Source organism: Streptomyces axinellae, assembly GCF_039532135.1.
Lineage (GTDB): Bacteria > Actinomycetota > Actinomycetes > Streptomycetales > Streptomycetaceae > Streptomyces > Streptomyces axinellae.
The window spans coordinates 366,512-380,699 of record NZ_BAAARJ010000003.1 but is presented as its reverse complement, the minus strand read 5'-3'; the positions used below and the strand labels follow the sequence as shown (position 1 = coordinate 380,699).

Below are 14,188 nucleotides of genomic sequence, written 5' to 3'. Positions count from 1 at the left end.
GCAGCCGGGCGCCGTGGGGTGCGGCGAACCACAGGGTCGGACCCGTCCGCGCGGCTCCCGCCCACACCCCTCCCGCCCCGGGCAGGGCCACGAACGCGCAGCCGGGGTACTGCGCCAGCAGACTCCGCGACAGGGCCGGAAGCACGCCCCGGGGCCGGGGGCGGTGCCCGTACAGGACGTCGGCGCACTCCAGCAGTCCGGCCGGAGCGTTCCCGTCCACGTCCAGCGCGAGATGCAGCCCCCGCTCGACCGGCCCGCGCTGCCGCAGCGCGCGCGGCTGCCCCGAACCGCCCGGCCGCCGCGGGGCGTACGGCTGTCGCGGGGCGCCCCGGCGGCCGAGGCCGACGACCGCCGTGGCGACGAACCCGTCGGTCAGCGGCTGCGCGGCGGCCAGCGCGAGACCCGTGCGCCCGCGCCCGTCCGCGGCCTCGCCGCACAGCCACACCCGCGTCGATGCCGGTGCCCGGGAGCGCCGCCGCAGCGCGCGCCCCTCCGCCTCCCGCCCGTTCACGCGGTCACCTCCCACACCTCGTCCGCGTCGCCTTCCCGCAGCGGCGGCGGCATCGGCAAGGGCCGTGTCTCGGCCGGGTAGGCGGGCTGGCCCAGGCCCAGGTGCCGGTACATCAAGGCGCGCATGTTCCGGCTGAACCGCCCCGGCTCCGAGGTGATCCGGCTCGTGATGGGCGCGTACTCCTCCGGCCGGTACTCCTCCGCCGCGTACGCGAGCTGTTCCGTCAGCGGGCGGGCCGGACTGAGGGCGGGCGCGACGCGGGCCAACGCGGCGGCCGGGGAGCGCGGGTTGATCTCCTGCTCGGGTGTCGCGGCCAGCAGGACCGGGGCCCCGGTCAGGGTCGCGTAGAGCGTGGCCGAGCCGTGATCGCCGATGACCCAGTCGGCGCCCAGGACGGTGGCACGCCAGTCGGCGGTCGGCGGGACGAGGTGCACGCCCCACGCGCGGCACCGGGACAGCCACGACCGCACCTGCCACGCGCCGTGGCCGGACCACACGTTGGTGTGGATGAGCGCCACGACGCGGATGTCCGCCCGCCCTGCCTGCTCGGCGAGCCAGGGCAGTAACGCCTCGAAGCGGGTGAAGAACGACCGCGGCCCCCACGTGGTGGTCAGCGCCAGCAGCTTCTGCCCCGCGCGCAGACCGAGCGCCGCCCGGTAGCGCTCCCGCGCCGGCAAGCTGGCCGTCATCCGGTCGTGCACCGGGTCCCCGGCCACCGCGGCGAGCGGCAGCGCCCCAGGGAAGGTCCGGGCCAGCTCCCGCGTGTCGGCGCGGTGTGCGAGGACCACGGCGGCGGGCAGCTTCCCGCCGCCCGGTGCCAGGTCGCCCGGACGCAGCCCGGGGACCGGGGAGTTGGCCTCTCCCACCATGCGCTTCAGGAAGTTCGCCCCGTGCGGGACCATGACGACCGGCGCCCGCACCTCTTCCATGCCGCGCGGACCGGCCGCCAGCGCCAGATCGAAGCGCATCCGCACCGCCTGGCTCCATGGCACCACCGCGCTGCCGAGCCCCCGCAGGAACTGCTCCACGCCGTCCTGGAAGGCGTGCGGCGGCGCTGTGAACAGCACCTGAACCCTGAAGTCCGCCCCCAGCAGCGGGAAGATGTCGAGCAGCCGCCGCCCGTAGACGACGGTGTGCACGACCACCAGCACCGTCTTGCGGTCCGTCATGGTGAGCCACTGACGGCCGCCCGGCTCCTTCCCCGGAGCGTGTATGAGGCCATGTGCTTCTTCGAATGCAGGTAATGCCTCTTCGAACGCAGACAAACTGGGCCACCCCCGACTCTTCGAGATCGCTGCGCGTCTTCTGAAGAGCCTCTGCCCGGCCGGTGTGACGGATCCCTTGCCATGTCCTTGCAGAATCCTGGACCCGCACCGCACGGCCCCGCGCGGCGCTGCCCCGCACCGGCCCGCCCGGTGTGGAGCGTCGGACGGCGAGGTCCGGCCTCAGCCCCCGCAGTCGCAACAGCCGCAGCACTCACAGCAATCGCAGCTGTCGCAGCAATCGCAACCGTCGCAGCTTTGGCAGCAGCCCTCGCGGGACTTGCGGGACCAGGGGCCCTCGTACTCGCTCGCGCAGCACATCTTGCAGGTGCAGCACAGGCCCAGGAACACCCCGCACCCGGCGAGGAGCCCGCGCGGCGGCTTCCGGCCGGGCGGCTCCGGCGGCAGGTGGGGCCCCCAGCCGCCGGAGCCCCCCGGCCCGCCGCTGTGGCCGCCGTCTCCGCCGCCGGGCGGTATCCGGTCGCCCGCGTACGGGTGCTGGGGCCCGTTGAGCCCCAGCGGCCCCTGGCCGTAGGCCGGTTGACCCTGCGGTGGCTGCCGGCCGAACGGGTACGGGCCGCCCGGCTGCTGCCCTTGGTGGGCGCAGGTGGTGGTGCCGAACGCGCGGTCCACCGAACGGGGCAGCTCGTGCACCAGCAGCGTGTGGGCCAGCGCCGGGTCGGCGAACTCGACCTCGCGCAGCGCCAGGCGGATGCCGTGCAGCGCGTCGTCACACAGCCGCCGCGCCTCGGCGAGTCCGGCGCCGGTGGCGGTCAGCGGGTTCCAGGCGCCCTCGGCGGCGTCCGCCGCGCGGTCCTCCACGGCGTCCAGCAGATGCGCCAGCCGCCCGAACAGCCGTCCGGCCTCGGCGAGTGGCGCGGCGTTCCCCGGCCGCCCCGCCAGCTTCGCGGTGTGGGCGAACGCCGCCGAAGTGGCCGTCTCCGTCGGCTCGGTGACGGCCGTCAGCGGGGTGCCGGGGCCCGCGAGCAGTTCGATACCGGTCTGCCGGTCCACCGCCTCGACCAGCACCGCCGTATCGAAGCCCAGCGTGCCGCCCGAGCGCGCACCGGCCCGGTCCCAGCCGCGCGCGACCTTGCGCGCGGCGAGGGCGAGCGGGCGGCGGCGCAGCATCCCGTTGCCGTCGGCGATGTGGTCGCGGACCTTGGCCGAGGCCAGCACGAGGGAGACGGAGGCCGCCAGCCGCGCGCCCTCGCCCCGCGCCACCGAGGCGGTACGCATACCGCGCAGCGGGCACGGCCCGGCGGTGCGCCGGCCGGCGTCGGCGCGGCCGGTCTGCGCGTCGGTCAGCACCGACACCAGCAGCCCGTCGTAGTTGGTGGCGATCCGCGCGAACTGCCCGTGGTCCCCGCGCAAGGTGAGGCACAGCCCGCACAGGTGCGCCATCCACTCGGTTCTGAGCGCCTCGGAGAGGCGATGGCGGCAGGGCCTGACTATTCCGAACACCTGAAATCCCCCGTACGTCTGTGCGATACCGGTGCAGTACGGCGATCGTATCCACGATCGCCACGGCGCTGTCCACGGGCAGCGGCGGCGCCGTCTCAGGTGGCGCCGAGGCGGCCTCGTCTCAAGTGGCGCCGAGACGGGCCGCGTAGGCGCGGATCCGCTCGGCGCGCGGGGTGAGGCAGCAGCTCGCGCAGCGTACGGACTCCGCGCTGGTGTAGTAGAGGCAACAGGTGCGGCGCAGATAGCGCAGGTGTCGGCGGCCGGTGGCGCCGACGACCGCCACCGGCTCCCCGAGCCGGGCCAGCGCGGGCAGTGGCGCCGTGAACTCGGCCCAGCGTGCGGCGAGTTCCTCCGCGTCCAGGCGCGGCGGAGCGCACAGCGCCGTGGCGCAGCCGTGTGCGACCCCGCCGTGCAACTGCCGAAGACCGGCCCGGGTGGCGCGGTGCAGCGCCTCGGCGAGCGGCAGCAGATGGGAGTCCAGCACCGCCTCGTGCAGCGCGGGAAGCGCGGCTCGCCGGGCCTTTGCTGCCGCTCCCGGTGCTGCCGCGGGGTCGGCCAGCAGCGCCGGCACGCGCATCCGGACCCCGTCGATACCGTGCTGCCCCGGTCTGACCAGGACGTTGTGCGGCCGGAGGTCCCAGACTCGCCCGTCCAGTGCCCAGTTCAGTACGGCGGCGGCCGTGACGCGTCCGGCGTAGACGGCGATCAGGGTGAGCGCGGCGGCGTGCCGTGTACGGTGGCCGCTGCCCTGGTGCTCGGCATCCAGGAGCCGCTCCAGCTCCGGGGTGCCGGGCGCGAGCAGCCGGTCGGCGGGCAGCCATGCGGCGGCCTCGGAGGGTGGCGGCTCGCCCGCCAGGAGGTGGTAGCGGGCCCCGTGCGCCGAGGCGAGCCCGGTGAGAGCGGTCAGCGCCGTCAGCTCGTCCAGTGCCCGTGCGGGAGGGTCATCCAACTCCCTTTCTCTGGGCGGGTGTTGGGTCTCCCCTTGCTCCCTCATCGCGCGCTCACCCGGCCTTCGCGGGGTGCGGAGGCCGGGTCCGGGGGCAGGTAGACCACCGTCGGTGCCCCGGTCGTCGGATGGGTGCTCACCTCGGCCCGCACGCCGTACACCTCGGCCAGCATCTCCGCCGTCAGCACCTCCTCGGGCGTGCCGCTGCGAACGACGCGGCCGGAGTCGAGCACATACAGCCGGTCGCAGAAGTGCGCGGCGAGGTTGAGGTCGTGCAGCGCCAGCAGGTTGGTGGTGCCCAGGCCGCGCACGAGGGCCAGGAGTTCGAGCTGGTAGCGCACGTCGAGGTGGTTGGTCGGCTCGTCGAGGACGAGCAGGGACGGCGCCTGGACCAGCGCGCGGGCCACCAGCGCGCGCTGCTTCTCGCCGCCGGACAACCCGTCGAAGTTCCGCTCGGCCAGCGCCGTGCCGCCCGTCCGCTCCAGAGCCGCCTCGATGTACTCCGCGTCGCGGGCCGTATCCGCCTCCCAGAACCGCTTGTGCGGGGACCTGCCCATGGCCACCACCTGCCGTACGGTCAGTTCGAAGCCGCCGCTCGCCTCCTGCGGCACCGCCGCCACCCGCCGCGCCCGCTCCTTGACGCCGAGCGCCGCCGCCTCCGCGCCGTCCAGCAGGATGCGCCCGGCGGCGGGGGAGAGGGTGCCGTAGACGCAGCGCAACAGGGTCGTCTTGCCACTGCCGTTGGGACCGACGACGCCCACGGTCTCCCCGGGGCCGGCCTCCAGCGTCACGCCGTCGAGGAGCATGCGGTCGCGTACGGCGTACGAGACCTCCGCCACCCGCAACCGGGCCGCCCCCGCCCGCGCCTCCCGTGTGCTCACGCCGGCACCCCCTCGGCGCGCTGTCCGCGCCGCAGCAGCCACAGGAAGAACGGGCCGCCCGTCAGCGCCGTCAGGACCCCGACCGGAATCTCCTCGGGCGCCGCGACCGTACGCGCCGCCAGATCGGCCAGCACCAGGAAGACGGCCCCGCCCAGCGCCGAGACCGGCAACAGCGCGCGGTGCGCCGCGCCGACCGCCATCCGCGCCGCGTGCGGCACCATCAGCCCGACGAAGCCGATCGCCCCCGCGGCCGTCACCAGCACGGCTGTCACCAGCGAGGCCAGCACGAACGCCGCGGCGCGGAACCGCCCGGCATCCAGCCCCAGCACGGTGGCACCCTCCTCGCCGACCAGCAGCAGATCCAGCGGCCTGGCCAGCGCCAGCAGCAGCACGAGCCCCACCAGCAGCGCCGGCGCAGGCAGCAGCAGGCTGTGCCAGCGGGCCTGGCCCAGGCCGCCCAGCGTCCAGAACAGGATCGCCCGCAGATGCTCGGCCTGCGAGGAAGTCACCAGCAGCAGGCTCGTCAGCGCGGAGAGCACGTACTGCACCGCCACCCCCGCCAGCACCAGCCGCCCCGTGGTCAGCGTCCCGCCGCGCCGGGCCATCGCGTAGACGACGAGCAGCGCGGCCATCGCCCCCACAAAGGCGCCGAACGGCATGGAGACGGCGCCGACCCCGAGCACCACCACCACGACGGCCCCCGTGGAGGCGCCCGAGGAGATGCCCAGCAGGAACGGGTCGGCCAGCGGGTTGCGCACCAGCGCCTGGAGCACGGTGCCCACCAGCGCCAGCCCCGCCCCCACCACGGCGGCCAGCAGCACCCGCGGCAGCCGCACATCGAGCACGATCGTGGTGAACGGCCCCGCCTGCGCCTGCCCCGTCAGCACGCGCCACACCTCGCCGACCGGTATCCGGGCCGACCCCAGCGCCAGCCCCGCCACCGCGCCGAGCACCAGCAGGGCGCCCAGCACCCCGGTCACCACGAGGAACCGCAGCGGGCCCCCGCGTCCTCCGCCCCCCACGGCCTACGCGTCCGGGTGGAGCTGCCGGGCCAGCGCGTCCACCGCGTCCGGCACCCGGGGGCCGAGCACGGCCGAGGAGAGCGGGAGCACGGCGAAGCGGCGATGCTTGATCGCCGGGACGTCCGCCAGCGCCGGGTCGTTCAGCAGCCGCTTCTTCTTCGCCGCGACGGGAGTGCCGCCGTAGTCGTAGATCACCACGACCTCCGGCTTGCGCGCGACGACTTTCTCCCAGGACACATCGGCGAAGGTCTTGTGGATGCCGGAAAAGACGTTGCGGCCCCCGGCCCGGCTCACGATGTCGTTGCCGATCCCCGCGCCGCCCGCCGTGAACGCGGAACTGTCGCCGCTGTCGTAGACGAAAACGGACGGTTTCCGCACGCCCTCGAGCCGCTTCGCCGTCGCGGCGAGCTGCCGGTCCTGCCGCTTGAGCAGGGCCTCGGCACGCGCGGGGACACCGAAGACGCGGCCCACCTCGCGTATCTCGCGGTGGAGGGTGTCCACCCCCGCGTCCTTGGTGCAGCTCTCCAGGTTCAGCCGGGTGGCGACGCCGCTGTCCTTGAGCGCGGCCCGCTCGCGGCCCTCCGTCTTGTCGAAGGCGCTGGCGTAACCCCCGTAGACGAAGTCCGGGCCGGCCGCCAGCAGTGTCTCGGCGGACGGGTACTTCTTGGCCAGCACCTTGACCTTGCCGTACGCCTTCGCGTAGCGCGGCGAGATCGCGTCGTCGAGGTAGGCGGTGCCCGCCATCTTGTCCTGGAGACCGAGGGCCAGCAGGATCTCGGTGACGTGCTGGTTCATCGTCACGGCGCGCTTGGGCGGTGCGGTGAAGGTCGTCTTCACCCCGCAGTTGGTGACCGTGTACGGAAAGCCCTTGGCGGGGGTGCCGCCGCCCGCGGCGGCCGGTTTCGCTCCGCCGCCACCGCAGGCGGCAAGGGGGAAGAGCAGCAGCGAGGTGAGGCCCGCGCGCACAGCGCGGCGGGCCCCGGCCGGTATCGGCCGAGTCATGGCGCCTCCTCAGAGGATCCTCGTCCCCTGGCGTCGAGGTAAGGCGGCAGCCCAGTGTCTGACTCCCGGCCGGGCGCCGCGCGTTCGCGGGCGCCGGCCGGTCACAGTGGCGGGACCGTGCCGGGTTCACACCGGCTTCCTGGCCTCTGCCGCCTCGATCGAATTGTTGTACGCCGCAGTCTTCCACACGGGCAGAGCGCGGCGAACGGGCCCGGGGGCCGCCGCCCCCGCGAAGAGGCGTCCGAAGACGGCATCAGGCGCCGCGGGAACGAGCCCGGCTCGCCCACCTGCTTCGCCAGGAACAGCGGACAGGGGGAGTGCGTTTCGAGGCCGGTCTGTTCGACCGGGCTCCGCCCACGTGTCACACCTTCGAGTGTAAAAGGGTGGCCCCGGGAGACGCCGGGGTAGGTCGAGGCCGCAATCCGCCGCGCCGAGGCCGTCGCCCGACTCCGCCGAGGCCGCGGTCCGCCGTGCCTGAGTGGGGGGAACCACACGTTGCCGCAACCCTTCGAACTGCCCGACTTCTACGTCCCCTACCCCGCCCGGCTCAACCGCCACCTCGACGAGGCCCGCGCCCACACCCGCGAGTGGGCCCGCGAGATGGGCATGCTGGAGGGCTCGGGGATCTGGGACACCCAGGATCTGGAAGACCACGACTACGCGCTCCTGTGCTCCTACACCCACCCGGACGCCACGGGGCCCGACCTCAGCCTCGTCACCGACTGGTACGTGTGGGTCTTCTTCTTCGACGACCACTTCCTGGAGGAGTTCAAGCGCGGCCAGGACCGCGAGGGCGCCAAGGCGTATCTGGACCGGCTGCCGCTGTTCATGCCGCTGTCGGTGCCGCGGGACGGCGCGGCGCCGGTGCCCGAGCCGGTCAACCCCGTCGAGGCGGGCCTGGCCGACCTGTGGGCCAGGACCGTGCCGTCGATGTCGGAGGGCTGGCGCGCCCGCTTCGCCGAGAGCACCGAGAACCTCCTCAACGAGTCGCTGTGGGAGCTGTCCAACATCAACATCGGCCGGGTGCCCAACCCCGTCGAGTACATCGAGATGCGCCGCAAGGTCGGCGGCGCCCCCTGGTCGGCGGGGCTGGTGGAGTTCGCCGCGCACGCCGAGGTCCCCGCCGAGGTGGCCGCCTCGCGCCCGCTGTGCGTGCTGCGCGACTCCTTCTCGGACGCCGTGCACCTGCGCAACGACCTCTTCTCCTACGAGCGCGAGATCCAGGAGGAGGGCGAACTGTCCAACGGCGTCCTCGTCCTGGAGACGTTCCTGGACTGCACCACGCAGGAGGCGGCCGAATCCGTCAACGGCCTGCTCACCTCCCGGCTCCAGCAGTTCGAGCACACCGCGCTGAGCGAAGTGCCCGCGCTGTGCGAGGAGAAGGGCCTGGGACCGGCGGCCCGCGCCGATCTCGCCGCGTACGTCAAAGGGCTCCAGGACTGGCAGTCCGGCGGTCACGAATGGCACCTGCGCTCCAGCCGCTACATGAACCGGGCAGCCGGTCACCGGAGCCCGTCAGCGGCGCCCGCCGCACCGTCGTTCGGGCCCACCGGGCTCGGCACCTCGGCGGCCGGCCTCGCGGCCAGCTGGGCCCGCGCCCACGTGCGGCGCGCCCGCGCCTTCAGCCACGTACCGTACGAGCGCACCGGCCCCTCCCGACTGCCCGACTTCGAGATGCCGTTCACCGCGCGGCTCAGCCCGCACCTGGGCGGGGCCAGGGAACGGGTCGTGGCCTGGGCGCACGCGACGGGCCTGCTGGGCCCGCAGCCCGACGTGCCCGGCGGCCGGGTGTGGGACGAGCGGCTGGCCCGCGACTACGACCTGCCGCTGTGCGCGGCGGGCATCCACCCCGGCGCCACCCCTGACCAGCTCGACCTCACCTCGGCCTGGCTGGCCTGGGGCACCTGGGGCGATGACTACTATCCGGCCCGCTTCGGCCGCACCCGCGACCTGGCCGGGGCCAAGCTGTGCACGGAACGGCTCTCCGCGTTCATGCCCGTCGAGGACGAACCCGTGCCGCCGCCCGCAGGGCCGCTGGAGCGCGCCTTGTCCGACCTGTGGACGCGCACGGTGTGCCAGGGGGGTCCGGGGGGCCCGATGAGCGCGGCCGGACGCCGCACGTTCCGCAGGGCCGTCGAGGTCATGGCCGACAGCTGGCTGTGGGAGCTGAACAACCAGGCGCAGAACCGTATCCCCGACCCGGTGGACTACATCGAGATGCGCCGGCTGACCTTCGGCTCCGACCTCACCATGAGCCTGTGCCGCCTCGCCCACCCGGACACCGTGCCGGAGGCGGTCTACCGCAGCCGCCCGGTGAAGTCCCTGGAGAACGCGGCGGCCGACTACTGCTGCCTGCTCAACGACGTCTTCTCCTACCAGAAGGAGATCGAGTTCGAGGGGGAGATCCACAACGGGCTGCTCGTCGTGCGCAACTTCTTCGACTGCGACTACCCGACGGCGCTGCGCATCGTGGATGACCTGATGACCTCGCGCATGCGCCAGTTCCAGCACGTCGCGGCGCACGAACTGCCCGTCCTCTACGACGACTTCACGCTGGACGACGAGGCGCGCGCCACCCTCGACGGCTATGTGCGCGAGCTGGAGAACTGGATGTCGGGCATCCTCGTGTGGCACCGCGACTGCCGCCGCTACACGGAGGCCGACCTGCGCCGCCATGCGTCGCCGAACTGGCCGTTCGACGGCCCGGCGGGACTGGGCACGTCTGCGGCCAGGCGGCCTGGCCTGTGGCGCTCCGGGGTGTGACCGGCTGTCTTTGTGTTGCCCACCGTGCTGCTGCCGGTGCCGAGTCCGGGATGCCTCTGGGGGTGTTTGGCAGGGTGCGGGTGTGAGCTGGGCTGGTCGCGCCACGCGGCGGAGCCGCACATGACTACGGTCCCGCGCCCCTTTGGGGGCGCTCGCCCCGTGCGCGTCCGGACGCGCACGGGGCGAGGGATGTGACGTGTGGGCCGACGCCCTGCGCGGCCGTTACGGGAGCAGGGCCCGCACCAAGTGGCAGGTCGTGAGGGACGGGGGGTGGACCCCGATGCGCTCGGCGGTGTACCTGATCGTGGGATTGCCGGCCTGGGCTGCGCTGTAGACACCGGTGTCGAGCAGCGCTATGGCGATGCGCATCGCCTTCAGTTGGCGGTTATGGGTCTCGTACCACTCCCTCGGGCGCCCGGCCGGCAGCGGCTTCTTCGGCAGGACGGGCAGCGTGGACATCTTCGGCAACGGCTGCTGATGTGCGGTGGGACGGGGGTGCGAACGAGAGGTGCGAGTACGGACAGCAGTCATCGACGGCCTCCTCCAGATCGTCGGTGCGCTTGCTGGAAACTCCCCCTATTCTACCCCGCCCTACTGACAAAACCCGCTGGTCATTGGGGAGTTCGGGATTTTTGTTCGAATCAGGCGGCAGTCTCCTCGGGAAGCTCTCCCGGCATCGCAGGACGCCCGAAGTCCCGCAGGATCTCCTCCGTCGCACGCTCGGCGGAACGCAACGCTCCGCGCGGTGTGCTGGTGTCCCTGTGGTCACCGCAGACATACAGCCCGGCCAGCACCCGCACCGGCCGCCGCGGATCGTGCGGCGCGGGCATCGCGGGGACCGCGTCCTGGTCGTAGTAGGAGGCCAGCAGCTCCCAGCGGTCCGTGCACGTGCCGTAGACCCCGGAGAGCTGGAGCCGCGCGGCCTTGTCCAGCGCCGCCGGCGGCTCGCCCGCCTGCGCGCCCAGCACCACGGAGGTGACGAGCGTACGGCCGGGCTCGGCGCGGGAGGGATCGACGGCGGAGGCGACCCAGGTATGGCTGACCGGATACGTGTCGGCCCCCGGTCCGCCGAGCCCCGGTCCGCCGCCCCCCGGTCCGCCGGAGGGAACGCCGCCTTCCGTGCGTCCGGAGCGGGGCAGACGGCCGACGCGCGGTGCGCGGTGCATACGCGGAGTGCGGTGCGCGGCGCGGTCCGTTCGCCGCGCCCGCCCGGCCCAGACGGTGAACGAGGCCCCGCGCGGGTCGTACCGGCTCCAGGGGAGCGGCTCTTCGACCGCGTGGTGCAACACCGTCACCGGGTGGAATCCGGGCACGCGCAGCCCCGGCAGCAGTTCGGCCGCCGAGCGGGCGCCCGTCGCCACCAGCACCGCCTCGCAGGGGAAGGAACCGTGCCCCGCCGTCCCCACCGAGTGGGTGCTCACCGAGGTCACCCGCACGCCCGTGCGGACCGTACCGGCGGGCAGCGCGGCGGCCAGCAGTTCGGGGAGCGCTCCCTGGCCGCCCGCCGGAACGCACAGTCCCCCGCGCGCGAAACCGCGCAGCGTCAGGTCCGCCACCCGGCTGGTCGTCGTCAGATCCGGGTCGGACAGCAGCGCCGTCAGCAGCGGACGCACCAGCGAATCGACCGTACGGGCGGGCAGCCCGCGCGCCGACAGGGCCTGGAGAGCGGGGAGTTCGGGCCGCTCCAGCAGACTCTGCTGCGGCATCGCCGCATAGCGGTCCAGCGCTGCGCGCAGCCGGGCCAGATCGAGCGCGTCGGACATATCGGCGCGGCTCCTGGCCCCGGAGAGCGCGCGCGCCGTGGTGAGCGCGCCCCCTGTGCCCCTCGTGCGCCGGTCGAGCCGTGTGCGCGGGGGCAGTTCCGCACGGGGCGTCTCTTCCCCGCCTGCGGCGCCTCCGGCCGCACTCCCGGCCGCGCCGGTTCCGGGGTGTGCGCTGTTCCTCCCGGCGGTCCGGTCGCCCCTGGCGGTCCCGGCTGCCCGGGCGGCTTTGGCGGCCCTCCCCGTCCGGAAGGTACGGTCCGCGCCGCGCGACGCGACGCGCAGGCTGCGGCCCTCGGAGTGCAGCAGGGCGCCCGGCGCGAACGGGCGCAGCACCAGCGAGTCCAGCGCGGGCAACTGTGCGAAAGCACCCGCGTCCTGGTCCAGCGTGAGCAGGCCCGGGCCCCGGTCGAGGCGGTAGCCCGCCACCCGCTCGGTACGCAGCCTGCCGCCGACCTGGGAGGCCGCCTCCAGCACCACGACGCGGAGTCCCGCGTCCGTCAGCCGGTGCGCGGCGGCGAGTCCCGCGAGCCCCGCACCGACGATCACCACATCCGCCGCCTCGTCCCGGCCGACGGCATCCGCTCCCTCACCGTCCTCTTCTGTGTGCCCTGAGCCTGCGCGTGCGCTGCTGATCAGCACGGTTCCTCCCCGTCGTCGACGCGCGGTGCGGGTCCGTTTGTGCGTGCGCTCTCGTCCTGATGCCCCAAGCGGCACGCGTCATACCCGCGTTGTAGCGTCGGCGTGCGAACCGCGCCACCGGTACGTCGCGCGAGGGGGCGCCCTGGGGCACACCCGGCGGCCGGACCCCGGGAGCAGGGGCGGCCGGGCGGCGGGAGGGAACCGCGGGCTCAGCCGAGCGCGGCGCGGATCGCGTCGTCGAGACGGGGGAACGCGAAAGTGAACCCCGCCCCCAAAAGCGCCGTCGGCACCACCCGCTGGCTGCCCAGCACGTCCGAGGCGAACTCCCCGAGCGCGATCCGCAGCGCCCAGCCGGGCACCGCGAACGGCGTGGGGCGGTGCAGCACGCGCCCCATCGCCGCGGTGGCCTCGCGGTTGGTGACGGGCTCGGGCGCGGTGAGGTTCACCGGCCCCGCGAGCGACCGCTCCGCCAGCAGGAACCTGAGCGCCGCCACATGGTCGTGCAGCGCGATATGGCTCCAGTACTGGCGCCCGTTCCCCAGCCGTCCGCCGAGCCCGGCGCGGAACAGGGGGAAGAGCCGTCCCCAGGCGCCCCCTTGGCGGGAAACCACCAGTCCTGTCCGGCCGTACACCGTACGGATTCCGGCCTCTTCCGCGGGCCGCGCGGACGCCTCCCACGCTTGGCACAGCTCGGCGAGGAAGCCCTCGCCGGGCCCCGCCGTCTCATCGACGGCGCGGTCGCCGGTATCGCCGTAGTAGCCGACGGCCGTGCCGACGATGAGCGTGTGCGGCGGCGCGTCGAGCGAGGCGAGGGCCTCGGCGATGGCCGTCGTGCCGAGCACCCGGCTCTCCAGCAGCTCCCGCTTGTACGCGGCGGTCCAGCGGTGGTCGCCCACCCCCGCCCCCGCCAGGTGGACGACGGCCTCGCAGCCGGCGAGCCCCGAGGTGTCCACGTACCGCCGGGCGGGGCTCCACTCGACCTCGTCGGCGGCAGCCGCGGGCCGCCGCACCAGGCGCAGGACATCGTGCCCCTCGGCGCGCAGGGAGCGGGTGAGCGCGGACCCGATGAGTCCGGAGGAACCGGTGACGGCGATACGCATGGGGCGACCTTAGACCGCGTGCCGCGCCGCACCGGAGCCACCCCGCGGGCCGGATCAGCCGCACGGACCTGGGCCGCCCACCGGCCGGGCCCGCTCCACAGGCCGGAGGGGACGGGCTACTCGTCGGCTCTGAACCGGGCCCACAGCTCGGGCAGGCGTTCGGCCAGCGCGGCCGGGTCCTCCATGTTCAGCGCCACACCCTCCGGATCGGGCGGCGGCTCGGGCAGCCCGAGGTCGGGCAGTACGGTGCCGGTGAGCTGCTCGTACGCCTCGTCCGCCGCGAAGCCCAGGTCCTCCGCCTCGCCGTCCAGCTCGGGGTCGAAGTCCGCAAGCAGCTCGGCCAGCGCGTCGGCGTCGTGCGCCGCCCCCTCGAAGACCTCCCGGCCCTGCCCGATGAGCCAGCAGCGGAACGCGTCGAAGACATCGTCGCTCGCGCCGTCCAGCAGGATCCAGGCCGCTGCCCACAAGTCCCACTGGTAGGCGCGGTTGTAGCGGGACTCGAAGTGGCGGGCGAAGAACGTCAGGGCCTCCGGGTCGAGCTTGGTCAGCTGGGCGACGAGCTGATCGGCCTGCTCCTCCGGGTCGCCCTCGGCGGCCCGGCGGGTGGAGTCGATCAGCTCCCAGAACTCCGTCTCGTCCATCACGCCCCCAGCATCGGGCCTGTGGCCCCGCCACGCACGTGGAGTGCGCCAGATGCGGCTGTGTCGTTATACGCGGCCGGAACCCGCTCCCGATACCCGACAGAAGCTGACCGGTATTCCTGCCAGCGTGGTCGCCGGTAAGGGAAGCATCGGACGAGGAGCTGTACGTGAACGCACACGCCGCACACGGCGAA

Annotated in this window: 11 protein-coding genes and 1 riboswitch; of the genes, 1 reads left to right on the top strand and 10 read right to left on the bottom strand. The window is 74.0% G+C overall.

Annotated elements, in window-relative coordinates; translation table 11 throughout:
* Positions 1-507 precede the first annotated feature (507 nt).
* From ABD339_RS06170 to ABD339_RS06145, 6 genes are all read right to left on the bottom strand, one after another.
* Positions 508-1,680, bottom strand: a complete 1,173-nt coding sequence (locus ABD339_RS06170; protein WP_344562944.1) for a hypothetical protein — start codon at positions 1,678-1,680, stop codon at positions 508-510.
* 276 nt (positions 1,681-1,956) lie between these two features.
* A complete protein-coding gene (locus tag ABD339_RS06165; RefSeq protein WP_344562942.1) occupies positions 1,957-3,237 on the bottom strand; it encodes a DUF5685 family protein in 1,281 nt (426 codons plus the stop codon).
* Between the two features lie 121 nt (positions 3,238-3,358).
* On the bottom strand, positions 3,359-4,186 hold the full coding sequence (locus ABD339_RS06160; RefSeq protein ID WP_344562940.1) for a (2Fe-2S)-binding protein: 828 nt from the start codon (positions 4,184-4,186) through the stop codon (positions 3,359-3,361).
* 41 nt (positions 4,187-4,227) lie between these two features.
* Positions 4,228-4,989, bottom strand: a complete 762-nt coding sequence (locus tag ABD339_RS06155) for an ABC transporter ATP-binding protein (protein ID WP_344563115.1) — start codon at positions 4,987-4,989, stop codon at positions 4,228-4,230.
* 71 nt (positions 4,990-5,060) lie between these two features.
* On the bottom strand, positions 5,061-6,086 hold the full coding sequence (locus tag ABD339_RS06150) for a FecCD family ABC transporter permease (RefSeq protein WP_344562938.1): 1,026 nt from the start codon (positions 6,084-6,086) through the stop codon (positions 5,061-5,063).
* A gap of 3 nt (positions 6,087-6,089) precedes the next feature.
* Positions 6,090-7,088, bottom strand: coding sequence for an ABC transporter substrate-binding protein (locus ABD339_RS06145; RefSeq protein WP_344562936.1), 999 nt, complete (start codon positions 7,086-7,088; stop codon positions 6,090-6,092).
* Between the two features lie 32 nt (positions 7,089-7,120).
* Positions 7,121-7,253: riboswitch (cobalamin riboswitch) on the bottom strand.
* 330 nt (positions 7,254-7,583) lie between these two features.
* Between ABD339_RS06145 and ABD339_RS06140 the strand changes: the two genes are divergently transcribed.
* Positions 7,584-9,851 (top strand): terpene synthase family protein, encoded by a 2,268-nt coding sequence (locus ABD339_RS06140; RefSeq protein WP_344562934.1) that lies wholly within the window; start codon positions 7,584-7,586, stop codon positions 9,849-9,851.
* A gap of 222 nt (positions 9,852-10,073) precedes the next feature.
* On the opposite strand, the gene ABD339_RS06135 is transcribed toward ABD339_RS06140, so the two are convergent.
* From ABD339_RS06135 to ABD339_RS06120, 4 genes are all read right to left on the bottom strand, one after another.
* Positions 10,074-10,310 carry a hypothetical protein gene (locus ABD339_RS06135; RefSeq protein WP_344563113.1) on the bottom strand — a complete coding sequence of 79 codons (237 nt, stop codon included), beginning with the start codon at positions 10,308-10,310 and terminating at the stop codon, positions 10,074-10,076.
* A gap of 182 nt (positions 10,311-10,492) precedes the next feature.
* Entirely contained in the window at positions 10,493-12,253 is a 1,761-nt protein-coding gene (locus tag ABD339_RS06130) for an FAD-dependent oxidoreductase (protein WP_344562932.1), read from the bottom strand.
* A gap of 209 nt (positions 12,254-12,462) precedes the next feature.
* Positions 12,463-13,353 carry a TIGR01777 family oxidoreductase gene (locus tag ABD339_RS06125; RefSeq protein WP_344562930.1) on the bottom strand — a complete coding sequence of 297 codons (891 nt, stop codon included), beginning with the start codon at positions 13,351-13,353 and terminating at the stop codon, positions 12,463-12,465.
* A 116-nt stretch (positions 13,354-13,469) separates the two neighbouring features.
* Positions 13,470-13,994, bottom strand: a complete 525-nt coding sequence (locus ABD339_RS06120; protein ID WP_344563111.1) for a DUF4240 domain-containing protein — start codon at positions 13,992-13,994, stop codon at positions 13,470-13,472.
* Between the last annotated feature and the right edge of the window lie 194 nt (positions 13,995-14,188).

Bases quoted from the DNA above. Each gene is read 5' to 3' on its own strand.
- ABD339_RS06170 (WP_344562944.1), bottom strand. From the start codon at position 1,680: ATGACGGACCGCAAGACGGTGCTGGTGGTCGTGCACACCGTCGTCTAC.
- ABD339_RS06155 (WP_344563115.1), bottom strand. From the start codon at position 4,989: ATGCTCCTCGACGGCGTGACGCTGGAGGCCGGCCCCGGGGAGACCGTG.
- ABD339_RS06145 (WP_344562936.1), bottom strand. From the start codon at position 7,088: ATGACTCGGCCGATACCGGCCGGGGCCCGCCGCGCTGTGCGCGCGGGC.
- ABD339_RS06135 (WP_344563113.1), bottom strand. From the start codon at position 10,310: ATGTCCACGCTGCCCGTCCTGCCGAAGAAGCCGCTGCCGGCCGGGCGC.
- ABD339_RS06125 (WP_344562930.1), bottom strand. From the start codon at position 13,353: ATGCGTATCGCCGTCACCGGTTCCTCCGGACTCATCGGGTCCGCGCTC.
- ABD339_RS06120 (WP_344563111.1), bottom strand. From the start codon at position 13,994: ATGGACGAGACGGAGTTCTGGGAGCTGATCGACTCCACCCGCCGGGCC.